Origin of the sequence: Micromonospora sp. NPDC048909, from assembly GCF_040649635.1 — a bacterium.
Lineage (GTDB): Bacteria > Actinomycetota > Actinomycetes > Mycobacteriales > Micromonosporaceae > Micromonospora.
Window position 1 is genome coordinate 431,957 of sequence record NZ_JBEZFU010000003.1, and the last position, 18,454, is coordinate 450,410.

General features: G+C 72.6%; 18 protein-coding genes. 11 read left to right on the forward strand and 7 right to left on the reverse strand.

Features of this window, described 5'->3' with window-relative positions; all coding sequences use genetic code 11:
* The first annotated feature begins 2 nt into the window (after positions 1 to 2).
* Positions 3 to 956: a helix-turn-helix domain-containing protein gene (locus AB0C04_RS11340; protein ID WP_357051749.1), complete on the forward strand. Its 954-nt coding sequence runs from the start codon at positions 3 to 5 to the stop codon at positions 954 to 956.
* 42 nt (positions 957 to 998) lie between these two features.
* On the opposite strand, the gene AB0C04_RS11345 is transcribed toward AB0C04_RS11340, so the two are convergent.
* Both AB0C04_RS11345 and AB0C04_RS11350 read right to left on the reverse strand, forming a co-directional pair.
* On the reverse strand, positions 999 to 1,844 hold the full coding sequence (locus tag AB0C04_RS11345) for an ABC transporter permease (protein WP_357051752.1): 846 nt from the start codon (positions 1,842 to 1,844) through the stop codon (positions 999 to 1,001).
* The gene (locus AB0C04_RS11350) at positions 1,841 to 2,689 is read right to left on the reverse strand and encodes an ABC transporter ATP-binding protein (RefSeq protein ID WP_357051755.1); all 849 of its coding nucleotides are present in this window, start codon (positions 2,687 to 2,689) and stop codon (positions 1,841 to 1,843) included. Before AB0C04_RS11350 ends, AB0C04_RS11345 begins: the two co-directional genes overlap by 4 nt.
* A gap of 150 nt (positions 2,690 to 2,839) precedes the next feature.
* Here AB0C04_RS11350 and AB0C04_RS11355 point away from each other — a divergent pair, with 150 nt between their 5' ends.
* On the forward strand, positions 2,840 to 4,846 hold the full coding sequence (locus tag AB0C04_RS11355) for a protein meaA (protein ID WP_357051758.1): 2,007 nt from the start codon (positions 2,840 to 2,842) through the stop codon (positions 4,844 to 4,846).
* Between the two features lie 29 nt (positions 4,847 to 4,875).
* On the opposite strand, the gene AB0C04_RS11360 is transcribed toward AB0C04_RS11355, so the two are convergent.
* Together AB0C04_RS11360 and AB0C04_RS11365 are read right to left on the reverse strand one after the other, a co-directional pair.
* Positions 4,876 to 5,172, reverse strand: coding sequence for a DUF1540 domain-containing protein (locus tag AB0C04_RS11360; RefSeq protein WP_357051761.1), 297 nt, complete (start codon positions 5,170 to 5,172; stop codon positions 4,876 to 4,878).
* A 101-nt stretch (positions 5,173 to 5,273) separates the two neighbouring features.
* Complete coding sequence (locus AB0C04_RS11365; protein ID WP_357051764.1) at positions 5,274 to 6,260, reverse strand: polysaccharide deacetylase family protein; 987 nt, start codon at positions 6,258 to 6,260, stop codon at positions 5,274 to 5,276.
* A gap of 596 nt (positions 6,261 to 6,856) precedes the next feature.
* Here AB0C04_RS11365 and AB0C04_RS11370 point away from each other — a divergent pair.
* Positions 6,857 to 7,447, forward strand: a complete 591-nt coding sequence (locus AB0C04_RS11370) for a hypothetical protein (protein ID WP_357051767.1) — start codon at positions 6,857 to 6,859, stop codon at positions 7,445 to 7,447.
* Positions 7,448 to 7,560: 113 nt separating this feature from the next.
* Here the strand turns inward: AB0C04_RS11370 and AB0C04_RS11375 are convergent, their stop codons facing one another.
* A complete protein-coding gene (locus tag AB0C04_RS11375; protein WP_350871844.1) occupies positions 7,561 to 8,178 on the reverse strand; it encodes a DUF4126 domain-containing protein in 618 nt (205 codons plus the stop codon).
* Between the two features lie 71 nt (positions 8,179 to 8,249).
* Here AB0C04_RS11375 and nucS point away from each other — a divergent pair, with 71 nt between their 5' ends.
* Positions 8,250 to 8,909, forward strand: coding sequence for an endonuclease NucS (gene nucS / locus AB0C04_RS11380; protein ID WP_350871845.1), 660 nt, complete (start codon positions 8,250 to 8,252; stop codon positions 8,907 to 8,909).
* Positions 8,910 to 8,976: 67 nt separating this feature from the next.
* Here nucS and AB0C04_RS11385 read toward each other — a convergent pair whose 3' ends face one another.
* Positions 8,977 to 10,473: an aldehyde dehydrogenase family protein gene (locus AB0C04_RS11385; protein WP_357051771.1), complete on the reverse strand. Its 1,497-nt coding sequence runs from the start codon at positions 10,471 to 10,473 to the stop codon at positions 8,977 to 8,979.
* 256 nt (positions 10,474 to 10,729) lie between these two features.
* On the opposite strand from AB0C04_RS11385, the gene AB0C04_RS11390 reads away from it, so the two are divergent.
* The 7 genes from AB0C04_RS11390 (at position 10,730) to AB0C04_RS11420 (ending at position 17,200) form a co-directional block, all read left to right on the forward strand.
* Complete coding sequence (locus AB0C04_RS11390; protein WP_357051774.1) at positions 10,730 to 11,146, forward strand: FHA domain-containing protein; 417 nt, start codon at positions 10,730 to 10,732, stop codon at positions 11,144 to 11,146.
* Positions 11,147 to 11,244: 98 nt separating this feature from the next.
* Complete coding sequence (locus AB0C04_RS11395) at positions 11,245 to 12,306, forward strand: alpha/beta hydrolase (protein WP_357051777.1); 1,062 nt, start codon at positions 11,245 to 11,247, stop codon at positions 12,304 to 12,306.
* A 206-nt stretch (positions 12,307 to 12,512) separates the two neighbouring features.
* Complete coding sequence (locus AB0C04_RS11400) at positions 12,513 to 14,303, forward strand: 3-hydroxybutyryl-CoA dehydrogenase (protein WP_357051779.1); 1,791 nt, start codon at positions 12,513 to 12,515, stop codon at positions 14,301 to 14,303.
* Between the two features lie 41 nt (positions 14,304 to 14,344).
* A complete protein-coding gene (locus AB0C04_RS11405; RefSeq protein ID WP_357051782.1) occupies positions 14,345 to 14,839 on the forward strand; it encodes a SigE family RNA polymerase sigma factor in 495 nt (164 codons plus the stop codon).
* On the forward strand, positions 14,836 to 15,981 hold the full coding sequence (locus AB0C04_RS11410; protein ID WP_357051785.1) for a hypothetical protein: 1,146 nt from the start codon (positions 14,836 to 14,838) through the stop codon (positions 15,979 to 15,981). The genes AB0C04_RS11405 and AB0C04_RS11410 overlap by 4 nt, the downstream gene beginning before the upstream one ends.
* Before the next feature lie 16 nt (positions 15,982 to 15,997).
* Entirely contained in the window at positions 15,998 to 16,324 is a 327-nt protein-coding gene (locus tag AB0C04_RS11415; protein WP_357051788.1) for a hypothetical protein, read from the forward strand.
* Positions 16,325 to 16,390: 66 nt separating this feature from the next.
* Positions 16,391 to 17,200 carry an alpha/beta hydrolase gene (locus tag AB0C04_RS11420; RefSeq protein ID WP_357051791.1) on the forward strand — a complete coding sequence of 270 codons (810 nt, stop codon included), beginning with the start codon at positions 16,391 to 16,393 and terminating at the stop codon, positions 17,198 to 17,200.
* 6 nt (positions 17,201 to 17,206) lie between these two features.
* On the opposite strand, the gene AB0C04_RS11425 is transcribed toward AB0C04_RS11420, so the two are convergent.
* On the reverse strand, positions 17,207 to 18,319 hold the full coding sequence (locus tag AB0C04_RS11425; protein ID WP_357052253.1) for an AI-2E family transporter: 1,113 nt from the start codon (positions 18,317 to 18,319) through the stop codon (positions 17,207 to 17,209).
* Positions 18,320 to 18,454 lie beyond the last annotated feature (135 nt).

Here is an 18,454-nt window from a genome sequence, read left to right on the forward strand (position 1 = left end):
ACATGGGCGTCTGGCAGGTGCCGTCGGATCTGCTCGCGCGCAGCCGCTTCACGGTCTCGCCGATGGTCGAGACGGTCGCCGCGCTGCGCGCGCTGTACTACCCGCGTACGCCTTGGCAGCGGGCCTGGGCAGGGCCGCATGTCGAGGCGTTCCGGAGGATGCTGGCCGCCCGGCCGGTGGCCCGGGCGCTGCTGTCCGCGTCGTTCAACCCCCGCTGGATCGCCGACTTCTTCACCATCGCGCCCGCCCAGCCGGAACCGACCTTCCCGGCCGAGCTGGCGGCCGTCGGCCGGTTGTCCGACGACCAGATCCGGGCCGACCTGCGGGCCACCCGCCCGGAGTCGCTCGCCACCGAGCTGCTGGCGGACGGCCTCACCGGTCAGGTGGTGGAGCTGCTCGACTGGGTCTGGAGGCACACCGTCGAGCCGGAGTGGCCGGAGCGGGAACGCCGGTTGCGGGCGGACATCGTCGCCCGCACCAGCGCGTTGAGCACGGGCGGCTGGGCGGGGGTGGTCGCCGACCTCAACCGCGACATGCGCTGGCTGGGCGACGGTCGGCTCCAGATCAACGACTATCCCGACCCGCCGCTGTCGCTGGAGCGGGCCGAGCAGCTGGTTTTCCTGCCGGCGCACTGCCGGCGCGGCTGGGTGGTGTGGGACCTGCCCGCGCGGTTCGGGATGGTCTATCCGGTCCGCGGGATCCTGGTGGATCCCGCCTCACGGGCGCCCGATGGGCTCGCCCGGCTGATCGGCGCGAACCGGGCCAACATCCTGGCCCGGCTGGACGCGCCGCTGAGCACCTCGCAGCTGGTGGTGGTGACCGGGCTGTCCCTCGGGACGGTGAGTGATCACCTGCGGGTGCTGCTCGACGCGGGCGCCGTCAGCAAACGGCGGTCCGGGCGCGAGGTGCTCTACTGGCGTACGCCGCTCGGTGCCGCGCTCGCCGCCGGGGGGTGAGCGGGGAGGCTCGACCGGCGGCGCCGGAACCGCCGCGGTGGATCAGCCGTCCCGCTTGGTGGTCCAGCGGAAGGTGGTCAGGCAGAGCACCAGGCCGATCACGCACCAGGCGCCGAGGACCAGCGCGACCCGGCCCAGCTCGAACGAGCCGCCGGGCTCCTGGCCGCCGAAGCTCTCCGGCAGGAAGACCGAGCGCAGCCCCTGGCACATCCACTTGAGCGGGAAGAGCGCGGCCACCTGCTGCATCCAGCTCGGCAGCTCGGTGAAGACGAAGAACACCCCGGAGATGAACTGGAGCACCAGCGCGACCGGGGTGACCACCGCGGAGCCGCTGCGTGCGGTGCGGGCCAGCGAGGAGATGGCGATGCCGCAGAGCGTGCAGGCGGTCACCCCGAGCAGGGAGACCCAGCCGAAGGTGAGCCACCGCCCGGAGCTGCCCGGCAGGTCCAGGTCGAAGAACGCCACCGAGACGGCGAGCAGCAGCAGGGTCTCCGCGACGCCGATCGCCACCACCATGAGCACCTTGCCGGCGAAGTAGACCCACTTCGGCATCGGCGTGCCCCGGTAGCGCTTCAACACCCCGCGGTCCCGCTCGATCGGGATCCAGATGCCGAGGTTCTGGAAGCTCACCGTCATCAGGCCGGTGGCGATCATGCCGGTGATGAAGTACTGCGTGTAGCTGACCCCGGGAGCGATCTCGTCGCTGAAGATCGCCGCGAAGATCAGGATCATGATGACCGGGAAGCCCATCGTGAAGACGACGGATTCCCGGCTGCGCAGGAACTGGGTGATCTCCAGCCGGCCCTGCCGCAGCCCGAGAGCGACCGGACCGGGCCGCCGGCCCGGGCTGGCGGCGACCGGAGCCGCCGGCTTCGTGGTGGTGGTCATCGGTGTCCGATCATCGTGAGATAGATGTCTTCCAGGGTCGGCCGGGTCACGGTCAGCCCGGGCACCTCGCCGCCGTGGCGCGCGGCCAGCTCCGCCACCAGCGCCGTCGGCGTCGCGCTCTGCGCGCTCTGCACCGCGCCCTCCGGGGTACGCCAGGAGACGGTCGCCAGCGCCTCCTGGCGGTTGCCGAGCTGGTCCGGCGCGGCCACCTCGACCAGCCGGCCACCGGCGATCACACCGACCCGGTCGGCCAGCGCCTCCGCCTCGTCCAGGTAGTGGGTGGTGAGCACGATGGTGGTGCCGGCGGCGGCCAGGTCGCGGATCAGCTCCCAGAACTCCCGGCGCGCCTCCGGGTCGAAGCCGGTGGTCGGCTCGTCCAGGAAGAGCAGCTCGGGCCGGCCGACGATGCCCAGCGCCACGTCGAGGCGGCGCTTCTGCCCGCCGGAGAGGGTGTGCGTACGGGCCCGGGCCTTGGCCGCCAGCCCGACGCGTTCGATCACCTTGTCCGGGTCGTCGGCGTCGGGATAGAAGCCGGCGAAGTGCCGGACCACCTCGGCGACGGTCAGCTCGTCGAACTCGCCGGTGCCCTGGAGCACGATGCCCACCCGGGACCGCCAGTCGGCAGCCGGCGCCGCCGGATCGCTGCCCAGCACGGTGACCTCGCCGGCGTCCCGGCGGCGATAGCCCTCCAGGATCTCCACCGTGGTGGTCTTGCCCGCGCCGTTCGGGCCGAGCAGGGCGAACACCTCACCGCGACGGACGTCGAGGTCCAGGCCGGCCACCGCGACGTTGTCGCCGTACGCCTTGCGCAGCCCTCGCACCGAGATCGCGAGCTCGTCATCCATGCGTCAAGTGTGCGGCCTGGGCGCGGCGGTGGGCTGGGCGGGGTGTGGTGGTCGCCGCCATGTCGCGCCCTTCGCGCCCGGACGTCCCCTCCATGGACCTGTGTGGTTTTCCACAGCCCAGGTGACTGAACGGTAACTTAGACTCCGGCCATGGACGAGAAGGCCCTCCCGGGGCGGCTGCCGGAGCGCGACCGTCCCTGGGTGATGCGCACCTACGCCGGGCACAGCTCGGCCGCCGCGACCAATGCCCTCTTCCGTCGCAATCTCGCCAAGGGGCAGACCGGCCTGTCGGTCGCCTTCGATCTGCCCACCCAGACCGGGTACGACCCCGACCACGAGCTGGCCGCCGGCGAGGTGGGCCGGGTCGGTGTGCCGGTCGCCCACCTCGGCGACATGCGGGCCCTCTTCGACGGCATCCCGCTCGGCGAGATGAACACCTCGATGACCATCAACGCGCCAGCGATGTGGCTGCTCGCCCTCTACACCACGGTCGGCCAGGAACAGGGCGCCGAGCCGACCCGCTTCGCCGGGACGACCCAGAACGACATCATCAAGGAGTACCTGTCCCGGGGGACGCACATCTTCCCGCCGGCGGCGTCGCTGCGGCTGACCGCCGACGTCATCGCGTACACGCTGCGCGAGATGCCGCGGTGGAACCCGGTCAACATCTGCTCTTACCACCTGCAGGAGGCGGGCGCTACCCCGGTGCAGGAGGTCGGCTTCGCGCTGGCCACCGCGGTCGCCGTGCTCGACACTGTCCGCGACTCCGGCCAGGTGCCCGCCGAGCGGATGGGCGACGTGGTGCAGCGGATCTCGTTCTTCGTCAACGCCGGGGTGCGCTTCGTCGAGGAGATCGCCAAGATGCGCGCCTTCGGCGCGCTCTGGGACGAGATCACCCGGGACCGGTACGGCGTGACCGAGGAGAAGCAGCGCCGGTTCCGCTACGGAGTGCAGGTCAACTCGCTCGGGTTGACCGAGGCCCAGCCGGAGAACAACATCCAGCGCATCGTGCTGGAGATGCTCGGGGTCACCCTCTCCCGCGACGCCCGGGCCCGCGCGGTGCAACTGCCCGCCTGGAACGAGGCGCTCGGCCTGCCCCGGCCCTGGGACCAGCAGTGGTCGCTGCGGATGCAGCAGGTGCTCGCGTACGAGTCGGACCTGCTCGAATACCCCGACCTTTTCGCCGGCTCACACGTGATGACCGCGCTGGTGGACGAGATCGTCACCGGGGCCCGGACCGAGCTGGACGCGGTGCTGGAGATGGGCGGCGTGGTCGCCGCGGTGGAGACCGGCTACCTGAAGAGCGCGTTGGTCGCCTCGCTGGCCGACCGGCGGCGCCGGATGGAGAGCGGCTCGGACGTGGTGGTCGGAGTCAACCGGTTCACCGAGACCGAGGAGTCACCGCTGACCGCGGCCGGCGCGGAGGCGGTCGAGCAGGTGGACCCGGCAGTGGAGGCCGCCGCCTCGGCCGGCGTACGCCGATGGCGGGCCGGGCGGGACGGCGCGGCGGTCGACTCGGCGCTGACCCGGCTCCGCGCTGACGCGGCGACCAGCGCGAACCTGATGCCGGCGACGCTGGAATGTGTACGGGCCGGGGTGACCACCGGCGAGTGGGCGGGCGCGCTGCGCCAGGTCTTCGGCGAGTACCGGGCGCCGACCGGGCTGACCGGGGGTGCCGGTGCCGGCGCCGACGCGGGACTCGCCGACGTGCGGGACCGGGTCACCGCCACCGCCCGGGAGCTGGGCAGCGGCCGGCTGCGGTTGCTGGTCGGCAAGCCCGGTCTGGACGGGCACTCCAACGGCGCCGAGCAGATCGCGGTGCGGGCCCGGGACGCCGGCTTCGAGGTGGTCTATCAGGGCATCCGGCTGACCGCCGGGCAGATCGTCGCGGCCGCCGTCGAGGAGGACGTCGACCTGGTCGGGCTCTCCGTGCTCTCCGGTTCGCACCTGGCGGCGGTGCCGGCGGTGCTGGACGGGCTGCGCGCCGCCGGCCGGAGCGACCTGCCGGTGGTGGTCGGCGGCATCATCCCGGCCGGGGACGCCGACCAGCTCCGCGCCGCCGGCGTGGCCCGGGTCTTCACCCCGAAGGACTTCGCCCTCACCGGCATCATCGACGAGCTGGTCACGGTGATCCGGGAGGCCAACGGCCTGGCCTGAGCCGACCGGACCGCCGGCGGCGGCCGGGGTCAGCGCTCGTCGTAGGTCATGCAGTCGGCGAGGTCGTTGTCCGGGCCGACCCGGATCGCCGGAGCCTGGCACTCCAACTGCTGGTTGTGCCGGCAGTCGGCCCGCTGGCAGGCTCCGACCTGGGCGATCAGGTCGGCCACACCGGCGCGCACCGGCAGCTCCACGAAGGTGTGGCAGTGCGCGTGGTCGGCGCTGCCGATGGTGATGGCGAAGGCGTGGCAGTCGCCGGTCTGGTTGTACGCGCACGCCGCGACGACGCACTCCTCGACGCGGGGCATCTGCATCGCTGCGGTCATGCCGGCCTCCTCGGGCTTTTGCCACGATTTTAGGCTTCTGCCGAGTCGGCTGGCTGCGGATCGGCCGCCCCGCCCGGCCGGCGCGCCCCGCCCGGCCGCTGTCACCGCAACGGGTCGGCGAGCACCTCGGAGAGCGGCGCCGGTTGCAGCCCCCGCTCGGCCAGGCCGGCCAGGATGTGCGGCAGCGCCTCGTCGGTCATCGGCGCGTTCGCCTCGGTGACGTGCATGATGATCACCGAACCGGGGCGCACCTGCGACAGGACCGCCCGGACGAGTGGCCGCCACGAGGTCGCGAACGGGTCGCCGCTCACCACGTCCCCGTCCACCACGGTGACGCCGAGCGGTGCCAGGGCGGTCAGTGCGGTGCGGTCGTGGCAGAGGCCGGGGAAGCGGAAGTAGCGGGTCTGCCGGCCTCCGTACGGCGCGATCACGTCGAACGTCCGGGCCACGTCGGCGGTCATGTCCCGCTCCCGGATCCGGGGCAGTTGGTAGCAGTCCGGGGTGAAGGCCAGGTGTCCGTAGGTGTGGTTGGCCAGCTCGAAGCGCGGGTTGCCGGCCAGCCGCCGGGTCACCTGCGGGTACTGCTCGACCCATTTGCCGGTGAGGAAGAACGTCGCGGGCACCTGCTCCCGCTCCAGCAGGTCGATGATCGCCAGGTTCGCGTACGACCGCACCGCGCCGCTGCGCAGTTGGCGCCGCATCGCGTCGGTCATGTCCGCGTCGAAGGTGAGTGCCACCTTGTTGCCGGTGCGCGGCCCGTGGTCGACCACGGGCGGCCGGGTGCCGGGTCGGGTCGCGCCGGGCGGCGCTGCGGAACTCGCCCCGGCTGCCGGCGGCGAGGCGGTGGCCGGCTCGGGTGACGCCGGCGTACCCGGGCCGCCGGCCCCAGCTGTCCCGGTCGCGCCCGGGACGTCCGCCGGGTCACCCGTGCCGGGTGCGCCGTGTTCGGCCCGGTCGGTGCCGGGCAGTCGGGCCAGGCTGGCGTTCACCGGCTCGTGGCGGGGGAGTGGGCCGGTCAGCAGGGCCGCCACGCCGGCCAGCGCGGCCAGCGTCGCGGCGAGCGGAACGCGGAAGTTCTTCACGGGCACCGGGAGATGATGGCAGCGCCAGCCGTCCCGTGGTGGCCCCGATGTCCGCGCCGTCCCCGATCCGACCCGGCTCCGACGGATGTCGGGGCTGTCCGGGTCGCCGGGATACGCCGGCCTTCCTCGAACCCGAGGCGATCAAGGAAGCCTGGCTCTGGCCGAGGCAGGCAGGCGACACCTGGGGCGAGTGTCCGTTTCCGGGGCGCGGGTTGCCGTGCGGTCCGGTGTTACCTGGGCGGATTGCACCCGTTTGCGGTGTGAGCGGGGGCATCCCGGGGCCGGAATGATGGGTGGCCGGGCGTCGTTGAATATCCGCGACGGCCGAGGTAGCAGCCCCGTGGTCACCGGTTGATCCGGTCGGCGGCGAGGGCCTGGCCCCCGGAATGACGGCGGGCCGCCGGTCGTTACATCTGGTCCCGGCACCGCGAGGCCCCCGCCTCGCACGTCGGATCGCCTGGTCGATGAGCCCCTGACGTGTGGCCCGGCCGAAAGACTTTCCCCCATTGATTCATGAGCGCCCTGTCGAGGTGCTTCACACCCGCGCGTGAACGCCGACCCCCGTCGGCTGTGGGTGTCTACCCCCGAATTGGAGCTTTCCCATGAACACGATCATGCGTAAGAGCGTTATCGGTATTGCTGGTCTGGCTTTCGCCGGTGGTGTGATCGGTGGTCCGATCGCGGCGCACAACGCGCAGCCGGTCGACACCAAGCCCGTCGCGGTGCTGCAGGCCGACAAGCCGGCTGTGGACACCGCCAAGCTGATCCCGCACGGCGTGCAGGGCAGCCAGTCGCACATCGATCTGAACGACGAGCAGACCCAGAATGTGAAGGCGATCATCGCCGCGACGAAGAAGTCGGGTCTGGACGAGCGGGCCGCGGTCATCTCGATCGCCACGAGCCTGCAGGAGTCGAAGCTGGAGAACCTCGGCCACCTCGGCGACATGAATGATCATGACTCGTTGGGTCTGTTCCAGCAGCGCCCCTCCAGTGGTTGGGGCACCCCGGAGCAGATCACCGATCCTGAGTACTCGACGATGGCGTTCCAGAAGGGTCTCAAGCAGGTCGACGGGTGGCAGGACATGCCGCTGACCGAGGCCGCGCAGACGGTGCAGGTGTCGGCCTACCCGGACGCCTACGCCCAGTGGGAGCAGCAGGCCGCCGACCTCGTCGCCCAGTACTGGAACAGCTGACAACCACATCGCATGACCTGACCGCTGGCCGGCACCCTGACACGGGTGCCGGCCAGCGGCGTCTTCGCGTGTCGTGGCGGATTACGCGCCCGGGCCGACGGCGGCCGTCAGAGTCAGACGCGGAAGCCGGCAGCCCGGGCCGCCTGTCGTTCCCGGCGGCGATCGGCGCGGCGGCGCCGGAACCAGAAGACGAAGACCACCAGCCCAGCCAGGAAGAGCAGCACCAGCACCGGCAGCAGGATCGCGACGACCGACATCAGCGCGCTGGTCGCGTCCTCGGCGGTGCTGGCCACCGGGGCGCCGACCCCGGCGGTGGTCGCGTTGATGACCGGCCGAGCTGCCGACTTGAGCAGGTGCACGCCGAAGGCGATGAGCACGCCGGTCGCCACCGGCACCCACTGGTGCGAGGAGAAGAAGCTGCCCGGGTCGCTCACCGTGACCGTCTCCGCGGTCGAGCCCGCGCCGAAGGCCAGGCCTCCCGCGGTCGGCCGGACCACGGTCTGCACCACGTCGTTGACGTGGTCGACCACCGGCACCTTGTCGGCGACCACCTCGACGGCGAGCAGCACCGCCAGGATGGCGATGACCCAGCCGTTCCCGAGCCAGGACCAGCCACCCGGCAGGTCGACCAGATCGGTGTACCGGGCGAGCAGACCCATGATGAGCAGCGGGATGTAGGCGTTCAGTCCCGCCGAGGCGGCGAGGCCGGTTCCGGTGAGGAGTTCGAGCACGGTCTCAGCATCCCATCGGCGCGCCAGTGCCGCTCGGTGGCGATCGCCGGCCGCTCCGCTACCCTCGTCGGGTGCGGTTGGTCATTGCGAAGTGCTCGGTGGACTATGTCGGACGACTCTCGGCGCACCTGCCGCCGGCGACCCGGTTGCTCATGGTGAAGGCCGACGGGTCGGTCTCCATCCACGCCGACGACCGTGCGTACAAGCCGCTCAACTGGATGAGCCCGCCCTGCCGGCTGGAAGAGGCGCCGGGAGTGTGGCGGGTGGTCAACAAGGCCGGCGAGGAGCTGCGGATCACCCTCGAAGAGATCTTCCAGGACACCTCGTACGAGCTGGGCATCGACCCGGGGCTGCGCAAGGACGGCGTGGAGGCGCACCTCCAGGAGCTGCTAGCCGCCAACCCGGGCACCCTGGGCGAGGGGTTCACGCTGGTCCGTCGGGAGTACATGACCGCCATCGGCCCGGTGGACCTGCTCTGCCGGGACGCCGACTCCCGGGCGGTCGCCGTCGAGGTGAAGCGGCGCGGCGAGATCGACGGGGTCGAGCAGCTCACCCGCTACCTCGAACTGATGAACCGTGATCCGCTGCTCGCCCCGGTCACCGGGGTGTTCGCCGCGCAGGAGATCAAGCCACAGGCGCGGGTGCTCGCCACCGACCGGGGGATCCGCTGCGTGGTCGTCGACTACGACAAGCTGCGCGGCATCGAGCGCGACGAGCTGACCCTGTTCTGATCGGCGGTCCGGCGACCCTGTTCTGATCGGCGGTCCGGCGACCCTGTTCTGATCGGCGGTCCGGCGCTCACCTGCCGTACATCACCTTGATCGCCTTGACGAGTCGGGCCACGTCGCCCGGGGTGCGTTCGAAGGTCATCGAGGGCAGCAGCGAACGGGCCCGCCGCCGGGTGATCGCCTTGGCCCGGCCGAACTCGCGCAGCCCGTCCTCGCCGTGGATCCGGCCGAAGCCGGAGTCACCGACCCCGCCGAACGGCAGCGTGGACATCCCGGCGAAGGTGAGGGTCGAGTTGACCGAGGCCATCCCCGAGCGCAGCCGCCGGGCGATCGCCACCGCCTGCCGTCGACCGAAGACCGAGCCGCCCAGGCCGTACGGCAGGGCGTTGGCCCTGGCGACGGCCTCGTCGGCGTCGCGGACCCGGTTGATGGTCAGCGTCGGGCCGAACGTCTCCTCCTGGATGGCGGCCGAATCTTCCGGGACGTCGACGAGCACCGTCGGCCGTACGTAGGGCGGCTGCACCGCGTCCGCGCCGCCCAGGACCGCCCGCCCGCCCCGGGCCAGCGCGTCGTCGATGTGCCGGCGGATCACGGCGAGCTGGTCGGGCATGGTGATCGGGCCGAGGTCGGCGCCGTCCGGGCCGACGGTCAGCCGGCCGGCCCGGGCGACCACCTTCTCGACGAAGGCGTCGAAGACCGGCTCGACCGCGTAGACCCGCTCGATGCCGATGCAGGTCTGCCCGGCGTTGGTCAACCCGCCCCAGACGCAGGCCTCGGCGGCAGCGTCCAGGTCGGCGTCCGCGTCGACGATCATGGCGTCCTTGCCGCCCGCCTCCAGCAGCACCGGCATCAGCGACTCGGCGCAGGCGGCCATCACCTTCTTCGCGGTGGCCGTGGAGCCGGTGAAGGCCACCTTGCCGACCCCGGAGCGACAGAGCGCCGCCCCGACGTCGCCGAGACCGTGCACCGCGACGAGGACCGGCTGTTCCGGCACCACCTCGGCGAAGCTGTCCACCAGCCACTGGCCAACGGCGGGCGTGTACTCGCTGGGTTTGAGGACCACCGCGTTGCCGGCCGCCAGCGCGTAGGCGGTGGAGCCGATCGGGGTGAAGACCGGGTAGTTCCACGGGCCGATTACGCCGACCACCCCGTGCGGCTGGTATTCCAGGTGGCCGGAGAACTCGGCGAGGATCAGCCGGGAGCGGACCCGACGCGGGCCGAGCACCCGGCGGGCGTTGCGGGCGGCCCAGTCGATGTGCTCGATCGCGGTGACGATCTCGACGATGGCGTCGGCGACCGGCTTGCCACCCTCGACGTGCACCAGTTCGGCGAGCTGCTCGATCCGCTGGGCCAGCAGGGCCCGCCAGCGCAGCAGCCGCGCCCGGCGGCCGGCGAAGCCGAGCCCGGCCCACCACTGCCCGGCGACGCGGGCCCGCTCGACCGTCGCCGCCACCTCGGCGGCGGTGGCGACCGGGAACCGCCCGGCCTCGGCGCCGGTGGCGGGGCTGGTGGAGACCAGCATGCCGTCGGAGATGACCGGGGCGCCCGGGACATGCACAGCCGTCATGGCGGAAGTCTAGACCCGAAGATTACTCGCTGGTAGGGCGACGAACGGCCGAAATGTGGCATCCCGCGGCGCGTCCGACCGGCGCTGGGCCGCCGCGGCGACAGGATGGAGGTCTCCGGCCCGGCCGCCCGAATCGGGGAACGGAAGGTGTCCGGCCGGTGGCGCGGAGGTGGCCGCGCGGCGGTGGATGGCGACTACCGTCTGATGGCAGGCTGACGCGCGGAGTGACGATGCCACGTAGAGGGCTGAGGGGTCCATGGAGGAGCGTTCCGAACTGTTGCCGCTGTTGACGGTCGCCGGCGGCCCGATGCGCGGGGCGAGCTTCCGGCTGGGCCTCCATCCACAGGTGATCGGCCGGGCCCCGACGGTCGACGTGGTCGTCCACGACCCGCATCTGAGCCGGCGACACGCCGAGGTCTGGCTGGCACCCGACGGCGCCTCGCTGCGCGACCTCGACTCGACCAACGGCACCTGGCTGAACGACCAGCGGATCAGCGCCGTGACGCGGCTCGCCGACGGCGACGTGATCCGCCTCGGCCGCACCGAGCTGCGCTTCTTCGACCCGGGTGTGGCGCTCACCGACCCGGTCGGGATCAGCTTCGGCCCGCCCCGCCGGGACCACCGGCCCACGCTGCCGCTGCCGCTGGCGACGCCGCCGACCGCGCTGCGCTGAGCCGGGCGCCGACCCGGCCGCCCGCCACACCAGGGGCCGCCGCGGGGTGGGGACGGGCCACATGGACCAGCCTCCGGCGAGCTGGCAGCATGCGCCGGATGGAGACCGAGCAGCGGATCGTCACGGCGAACGGCATCACCCAGGCGGTACGGGTGGCCGGGCCGCCGGACGGCGTGCCGGTGCTGCTGGTGCACGGCAACTGCTCGTCGGCCGCCTTCTGGGAGCCGCTGGTACGGCGGCTGCCGCACACGCTCCGGGTGGTCGCACCCGACCTGCGTGGCTACGGCGACACGCAGACCGGCCCGGTGGACGCCACCCGGGGCCTGCGCGACTTCGCCGACGACGTCGCCGCCCTGCTCGACGAACCTGACCTCTTCGCCGCCGACGCCCGCCCGGTGGTGGTCGGGCACTCGCTCGGCGGTGGGGTGGCGATGCAGCTGCTCGTCGACCACCCGCACCGGGTGGCCGGACTGCTGCTCGCCGCCCCGGTCTCCCCGTACGGCTTCGGCGGCACCCGCGACGTGGCCGGCACCCCGACCACGCCGGACTTCGCCGGTACCGGCGCGGGCACCGCCAACCCCGACTTCGTCGCCCGGCTGGCCGCCCAGGACCGCGGCGACGACGCCCAGGCCAGCCCCCGCAACGTGCTGCGGGCCACCTACGTCGCGGACCCGGCCTCGCTCGGTGCGGACGAGGAGCTGCTGCTGGACACCGTGCTCTCCACCGCGACCGGGGACGACAACTACCCCGGCACCGCGGTCGCCTCGGCGAACTGGCCGGGCACCGCGCCCGGCGAGCGCGGGGTGCTCAACGCTCTCGCGCCGACGTACTTCCGGGTCGCCGACGAGCTGGTCGAGGTCGCCGAGAAGCCGCCGGTCACCTGGGTACGCGGCGACTCCGACGTGATCGTCTCGGACACCTCGCTCTTCGACCTGGCCTACCTCGGCTCGCTGGGCGTGCTGCCCGGCTGGCCCGGCGAGGCCCAGTGCCCGCCGCAGCCGATGATCGGCCAGACCCGGGCGGTGCTGGACCGGTACGCGGCCGCCGGTGGCGCGTACCGCGAGGTGGTGCTCCCGGGCTGTGGGCACAGCCCGCACCTGGAGCGGCCCGCCGAATTCGTGGCCGAGCTGCTGGCGCTGGCCGCCGTTCCGGCCGTCTGACCGCCCCCGGACCCGGGCCGCCCGAGCCCACCCGAAGCCGGGCGCCCGAGCCCGGAGCGGTCGTGGCCGGGTGGCATGGTCGGGCGCGGGCGCGGTGGGTGAAATATGCCACGGCGTCTCGACAACCGAACGTCACGTGGCAGACTCGCGCGCATAACCTTAGCGGCCGTTCAAGTGGCCGTGCGGAGCCTTTGGGGAGGCCGGTCGTGGCGCGCGAGTTCAACACCATCGGTGTGGTGGGACTGGGCACCATGGGTGCCGGCATCGTCGAGGTCTTCGCCCGCAACGGCATCGACGTCGTCGCGGTGGAGATCTCCGAGCCGGCCGTGGAGCGCGGCCGGGTGACCCTGACCCGCTCCACCGACCGGGCGGTCGCCAAGGGCAAGCTCGACCCGGCGGACCGCGACGCGCTGCTCAGCCGGGTGCACTTCGCGGTCGGGCTGGACGCTCTGCACTCGGTCGACCTGGTCATCGAGGCGGTGCCCGAGCACCTCGACCTCAAGCAGCGGATCTTCGCCGAGCTGGACCGGGTCTGCAAGCCCGAGGCGATCCTGGCCACCAACACCTCCTCGTTGAGCGTCACCGAGATCTCCGTCGCCACGCACCGGCCCAACCAGGTCATCGGCATCCACTTCTTCAATCCGGCCCCGGTGATGAAGCTGGTCGAGGTGGTCCGGACCGTGGTCACCTCGGCCGAGGTGGTCGCCGACGTGGAGGCGCTCTGCGCCCGGCTCGGCAAGGTCGACGTCACCATCAACGACCGCGCCGGCTTCATCGCCAACGCGCTGCTCTTCGGCTATCTCAACCACGCGGTCGGCATGTTCGAGTCGCACTACGCCAGCCGGGAGGACATCGACGCCGCGATGAAGCTCGGCTGCGGCCTGCCGATGGGCCCGCTGGCGCTGATGGACCTGATCGGCCTGGACACCGCGTACGAGATTCTGGACACCATGTACCGGCGCGGCGGGCGGGACCGCCGGCACGCACCGGTGCCGCTGATCAAGCAGATGGTCACCGCCGGGCTGCTCGGCCGCAAGTCCGGCCGGGGCTTCTACACCTACGAGCGGCCCGGCTCCCCGGTGGTCGTGCCGGACGAGGCGACGCCGGTCGCCACCGGTGCCGCGCTCGCCGACGGCGCCCGCGCCATCGCGAAGGTGGGTGTGGTCGGCTCCGGGACGATGGCCACCGGCATCATCGAGGTCTTCGCCAAGGCCGGCTACGAGGTGGTCTCGGTGACCCGGGGCGCGGAGAAGTCCGGGCGGGTCTGTGAGGCGGTGAAGACCTCGCTCAACAAGGGCGTGGTGCGCGGCAAGCTCAGCGAGGACGACCGGGACACCGCGCTCGGCCGGATCACCTGGTCGGCGACGCTCGACCACCTCGCCGACGTCGACCTGGTGGTCGAGGCGGTGGTCGAGGAACTGAGCGTGAAGAAGGCGCTCTTCGCCAGCCTGGACGAGATCTGCAAGCCGGGTGTCGTGCTCGCCACCACCACGTCCTCGCTGCCGGTGATCGACGTGGCGATGGCCACCCAGCGGCCGGCCGACGTGGTCGGGTTGCACTTCTTCAACCCGGCCCCGATCATGCCGCTGGTCGAGGTGGTGCGGACCATCCGTACCTCGCCGGAGGCCACCGCCACCGCCCGCGCGGTCTGCGCCGCGCTCGGCAAGACCGCCGTGGTCTGCGGGGACCGCTCGGGGTTCATCGTCAACGCGCTGCTCTTCCCCTACCTGAACGACGCGGTGAAGATGCTGGAGGCGAGCTACTCGACCGCCGACGACATCGACCACGCGATGAAGCTCGGCTGCGGCTATCCGATGGGCCCGTTCGAGCTGCTCGACGTGGTCGGCCTGGACGTCTCGCTGGCCATTCAGCGGGAGCTCTACCTGGAGCTGCGCGAGCCCGGCTTCGCCCCCGCGCCGCTGCTGGAGCACCTGGTCACCGCCGGTTATCTGGGCCGCAAGACCGGCCGGGGCTTCCGGGACCACACCCACCGCTGACCGGTGTCAACAGCCGGCACCGGTGACGGCGTCTGACTGGTGTGACCTTCGAGGAGTACGTCAGCAGCCGCGGGCCGGCGCTCGTCCGGCTGGCCCGGCTGCTGACCGGTGACGAGCACCGGGCCGAGGACCTCACCCAGGACGTGCTGGCGCGCGCCTACGTGCACTGGCGGCGGATCGGCCGGGCCGACCGGCCGGACGTGTACGTGCGCCGGATGCTGGTCAACGCCAACACCTCCTGGTGGCGCCGCCGGTCCAGCCGCGAACTGGCCACCGCCGAGTTCGCCGAACGGCCCGGCCGGGGCGACCTGGGCGGCGAGACCGCCGACCGGGACGAGATGTGGCGGCTGATCCTCGGCCTGCCCGACCGCCAGCGGGCGGTGCTCGTGCTCCGTTACTACGAGGACCTCGACGACGCCACCATCGCCCAGATCCTGGGCTGCTCCCCGGTCACCGTCCGCACCCACGCGATGCGGGCGCTCAGCCAGCTGCGGGAGCGCCACGGCGTCCCGATGACGAACGGGAGCCGGTCGTGACCGACCTCGACGAGCGGATCACTCGGGCGCTGCGGGACCACGCCGACGGGCCCGTGGACACCAATCGGCTGGTGACGGCCGCGGTGAACGGGGGACGGGCCCGTCGGCGCCGTCGGCGAGCGGTGCTGGGCGCCGCGCTCGGTGTCGCGGTCGCGCTGGGCGCCGGCGTGGCCCTGCGAACGCCGTCGTCGGCCCTGCCGACGCCGGCCGTGACGCCCAGCCCGACCGTGGTCACCCCGCCCCGGGCGCCGGGGGTGCCGGGTGCGGCCGCCCGGGCCGACCTGGTCGGCACCGATCCGGGGCTGCTGCACTTCGGGGTCGACCCGGCGGCGGCCGAGGTGGTGGCCTGGCGCTCCGCGGCCGGCGTCGAGAGCATGCGGCTGGACCTCGGCGGCGGCCGCCAGGCGATGGTCGTCATCGCTGCTGACCCCTGGGTGGCCGAGATCGGCGACTCGAGCCAGCTTCATGACGTCGGCATCGGGCAGCTGAACGGCCGCACCGAGAGCAACGATCGTGACGCCTCCCGCCGAGCCGACTACGCCTTGATGTACCAGGGGCTGGCGCACCGGCTCGACCGGGTCACCAAGGGCTGGGTGCTGCGCTGGCAGCCGGTCCCGGGCCTCTACGCCCGGGCCGCCACGTTGGGCGACACCGACGCCGAGGTACGCCGGGTGGCGGCGGCACTGCGGTTCGACGAGGCGCGCCGCTGCGTCGCGCCGATCCGGCTGACCGCCCTGCCCCGGGGTGCCCGGATCACCGAGTGCGAGGTGGCGACCCGGGAGCTGGCCTGGCCCCGCGTCGTGACGATGGCGAAGACACCGACTCCGCCGGTGCCCGTGCAGGCTGTGGACCGGACCACGGCGGTGCTGACCGTCGCGCTCGACGCCAAGGCCATCATGCCGGTACGCCTCGACTACTCGACGAGTTCTCGGGACAACCGGCAGAAGGCCAACCGCACTGTCGCCGGCCGGCCGGTGTTCGACATGGGTGACTTCTGGTACGTGCTCGGCATCCCGCACACCCACCTGTTGATGGGGCACGAGAACCGCTGGCAGCGGCCCCCCACCGACGCGGAGGTCGATACGCTGATCGGCGGGCTCCGGGTGGCCGACGACCTTGGCGAGCCGACCACCTGGCAGTGACCGTAATCTTGGCTACGTGAGTCCTCGTCGCAACCGTCCCCGCCGGGACGACGCCGCCCACCTGGACGCCGACCGGGCCCGCCAGGGCGTCGAGTCGGTCCAGCAGTGGCGCGACGGCGAGTGGCAGGTACGCGGGATCAGCGGCGGTGCGTCGGTCAAGACCTACCGCTGCCCCGGCTGTGAGCAGGAGATCCGTCCCGGGGTGGCGCACCTGGTCGCCTGGCCGGCGGACGGTCGGGGTGACCTGACCGACCGCCGGCACTGGCACAGCGGCTGCTGGCGGGCCCGGGACCGGCGCGGCCCGGCGATCCAGCGCGGGCGTAGCGCCCCGCGCTACGGCTGAGCGATCTGGATCACCCTGTTCGCGGCCGGACGGGCGGCAGCGGCGACTTCGCGCCAGACTTGAGCGGTGAGCACACCGATCCGCGCGTCGTCCATCCTCCCCGGGCACCGGGAGGACATCGAGCTGCACACCGCGGACGGGCTCCGGCTCGTCGGCGAGCTGGCCCGCCCGGTCGACCGGGCGCCGGTGGCCACCCTGGTCTGCCTGCACCCGCTGCCCACGCACGGCGGGATGATGGACAGCCACGTGTTCCGCAAGGCGGCCTGGCGGCTGCCCGCGCTGGCAGACCTCGCGGTGCTCCGGTTGAACACCCGGGGCACCAGCAGCATGCGTGGGACCAGCGAGGGCGCGTTCGACAACGCGGTCGGCGAGCGCTACGACGTGGCCGCTGCGATCGAGTACGCCGAGTTCCACGAGCTGCCGAACATCTGGCTGCTCGGTTGGTCGTTCGGCACCGATCTGGCCCTGAAGTACGGCTGCGACCCGGCTATCTCCGGCGCGATCCTGCTCTCGCCGCCGCTGCGCTACTCCGCCCCCGAGGACCTGACGAGCTGGGCGAACTCCGGTCGCCCGCTGGTGGCGCTGGTGCCCGAGTTCGACGACTACCTGCGCCCGGACGAGGCCCGGGAGCGGTTCGCGGCGGTGCCGCAGGCCGAGGTCGTGGGCGTGCCGGGGGCGAAGCACCTCTGGGTCGGTGACGCCGAGCGGGTGCTCGACGAGGTGGTTCGCCGGGTGAATCCGGCCGTCGCGGTGCCGCTGCCCACCACCTGGGACGGCCCGATGGAGACCGGCGACGTCAGCGCGTACGCGGACCGGACGGTCGCGTCGTTCGCGGACCGGCCGGTGCCCGGCCCGCCGCAGGCGAAGGCCGGCTGACCGGCCTCACCGCGACTGCTGCCGGGGCAGCACCACCTCGCGCAGGATGAGCTGGATGGCGGCCACCGTGGGAATGGCGATGAGCGCGCCCACCACGCCGATCAGCGCCACCCCGAGCAGCGCCGCGAGCAGGGCGGCCACCTCGTTGACCTCGACCGAGCGGCGCATCACCTTCGGGTAGATGAGGTAGTTCTCCACCTGCTGGTAGATCAGGAAGAAGACCACGCAGGCGACGCCGGCCGGGAGGTCGGTGGCGAAGCCGACCAGGCTCACGATCACCGCGCCGAGGGTGGCACCGATCTGCGGGATCAGGTCGGTCACCGCGACCACCACGGCCAGCGCGATCGGGTACGCCAACCCGACGATCAGCGCGAAGATGAACGTGCTCACGCCGGCCAGCACCGCGATGCTCAGCGCGCCGACCATGTAGGCGCCTACCTTGGCCAGGATCTCGTCGCCGATCAGCTGCACCCGCTCCCGCCGGGACTGGGGCACCAGGGCGTAGCCCAGGGACCGCAGCCGGTTGAAGTAGGCCAGGAAGTAGATGGTCAGCACCAGTACGGTCAGGATCCGGAAGATGGTGCCGAAGATCAGTTGCGCCCCGCCGAGCACCCCACCGAGGGCCCGGCTCAGGGTGTCCGCGTTCACCGCGCCCTGCACCCGCTGCACGAGGTCGTACCGCTCGACCAGGTCGTTGACCGTCTCGCTGCGGCGCAGATCCTCGACGTAGCTCGGGAGTTGCTCGACGAACTGACCGGACTGGGTGACGATCGGCGGCACCAGCGCGACCACCCCGCCGCAGAGCAGAAGCACCACGGCGGTGGTGACCAGCGCCACGGCCAGCCCGTGCGGCAGGCCCCAGGAGCGCAGCCGGGCCACCGCCGGGTAGAGGCCGACCGCGAGGAAGAGCGCGATCACCACCAGGACCAGGATGCCGGCGGCGTTGCGCACGCCGAGATAGAGGGTGTACGCCAGCAGCACACCGAGCGCCCCGGTGAAGCCGACCAGGAAGCTGCTGCGGCGCAGGGGCCGCCCCGGTGGTCCGAACCGGCCCGAACCGGTGGCCGGTGGCGGGTCGACCGGATCGTCCGCCGACCCGCCGGCGGACGCCGGCGCCACGGGGTGCGGTGGGTCCTGGGTGCGCGGGTCGGGGGTGTGTCGACGCGCCCCGGCCGGCTCCGGGTCGGCGGGGTCCGGCGGGCCAGCGCGCTCCGGGCCCGGTCCGTCGGTCGTCGGCCCGTCCTGCGTCACCAC

Excerpts from the sequence above, each read along its gene's own strand:
- AB0C04_RS11345 (WP_357051752.1), bottom strand. The coding sequence starts at position 1,844 with ATGACCACCACCACGAAGCCGGCGGCTCCGGTCGCCGCCAGCCCGGGC.
- AB0C04_RS11360 (WP_357051761.1), bottom strand. The coding sequence starts at position 5,172 with ATGACCGCAGCGATGCAGATGCCCCGCGTCGAGGAGTGCGTCGTCGCG.
- AB0C04_RS11390 (WP_357051774.1), top strand. The coding sequence starts at position 10,730 with ATGGAGGAGCGTTCCGAACTGTTGCCGCTGTTGACGGTCGCCGGCGGC.
- AB0C04_RS11340 (WP_357051749.1), top strand. The coding sequence starts at position 3 with ATGGGCGTCTGGCAGGTGCCGTCGGATCTGCTCGCGCGCAGCCGCTTC.
- AB0C04_RS11385 (WP_357051771.1), bottom strand. The coding sequence starts at position 10,473 with ATGACGGCTGTGCATGTCCCGGGCGCCCCGGTCATCTCCGACGGCATG.
- AB0C04_RS11370 (WP_357051767.1), top strand. The coding sequence starts at position 6,857 with ATGAACACGATCATGCGTAAGAGCGTTATCGGTATTGCTGGTCTGGCT.
- AB0C04_RS11395 (WP_357051777.1), top strand. The coding sequence starts at position 11,245 with ATGGAGACCGAGCAGCGGATCGTCACGGCGAACGGCATCACCCAGGCG.
- AB0C04_RS11350 (WP_357051755.1), bottom strand. The coding sequence starts at position 2,689 with ATGGATGACGAGCTCGCGATCTCGGTGCGAGGGCTGCGCAAGGCGTAC.
- AB0C04_RS11355 (WP_357051758.1), top strand. The coding sequence starts at position 2,840 with ATGGACGAGAAGGCCCTCCCGGGGCGGCTGCCGGAGCGCGACCGTCCC.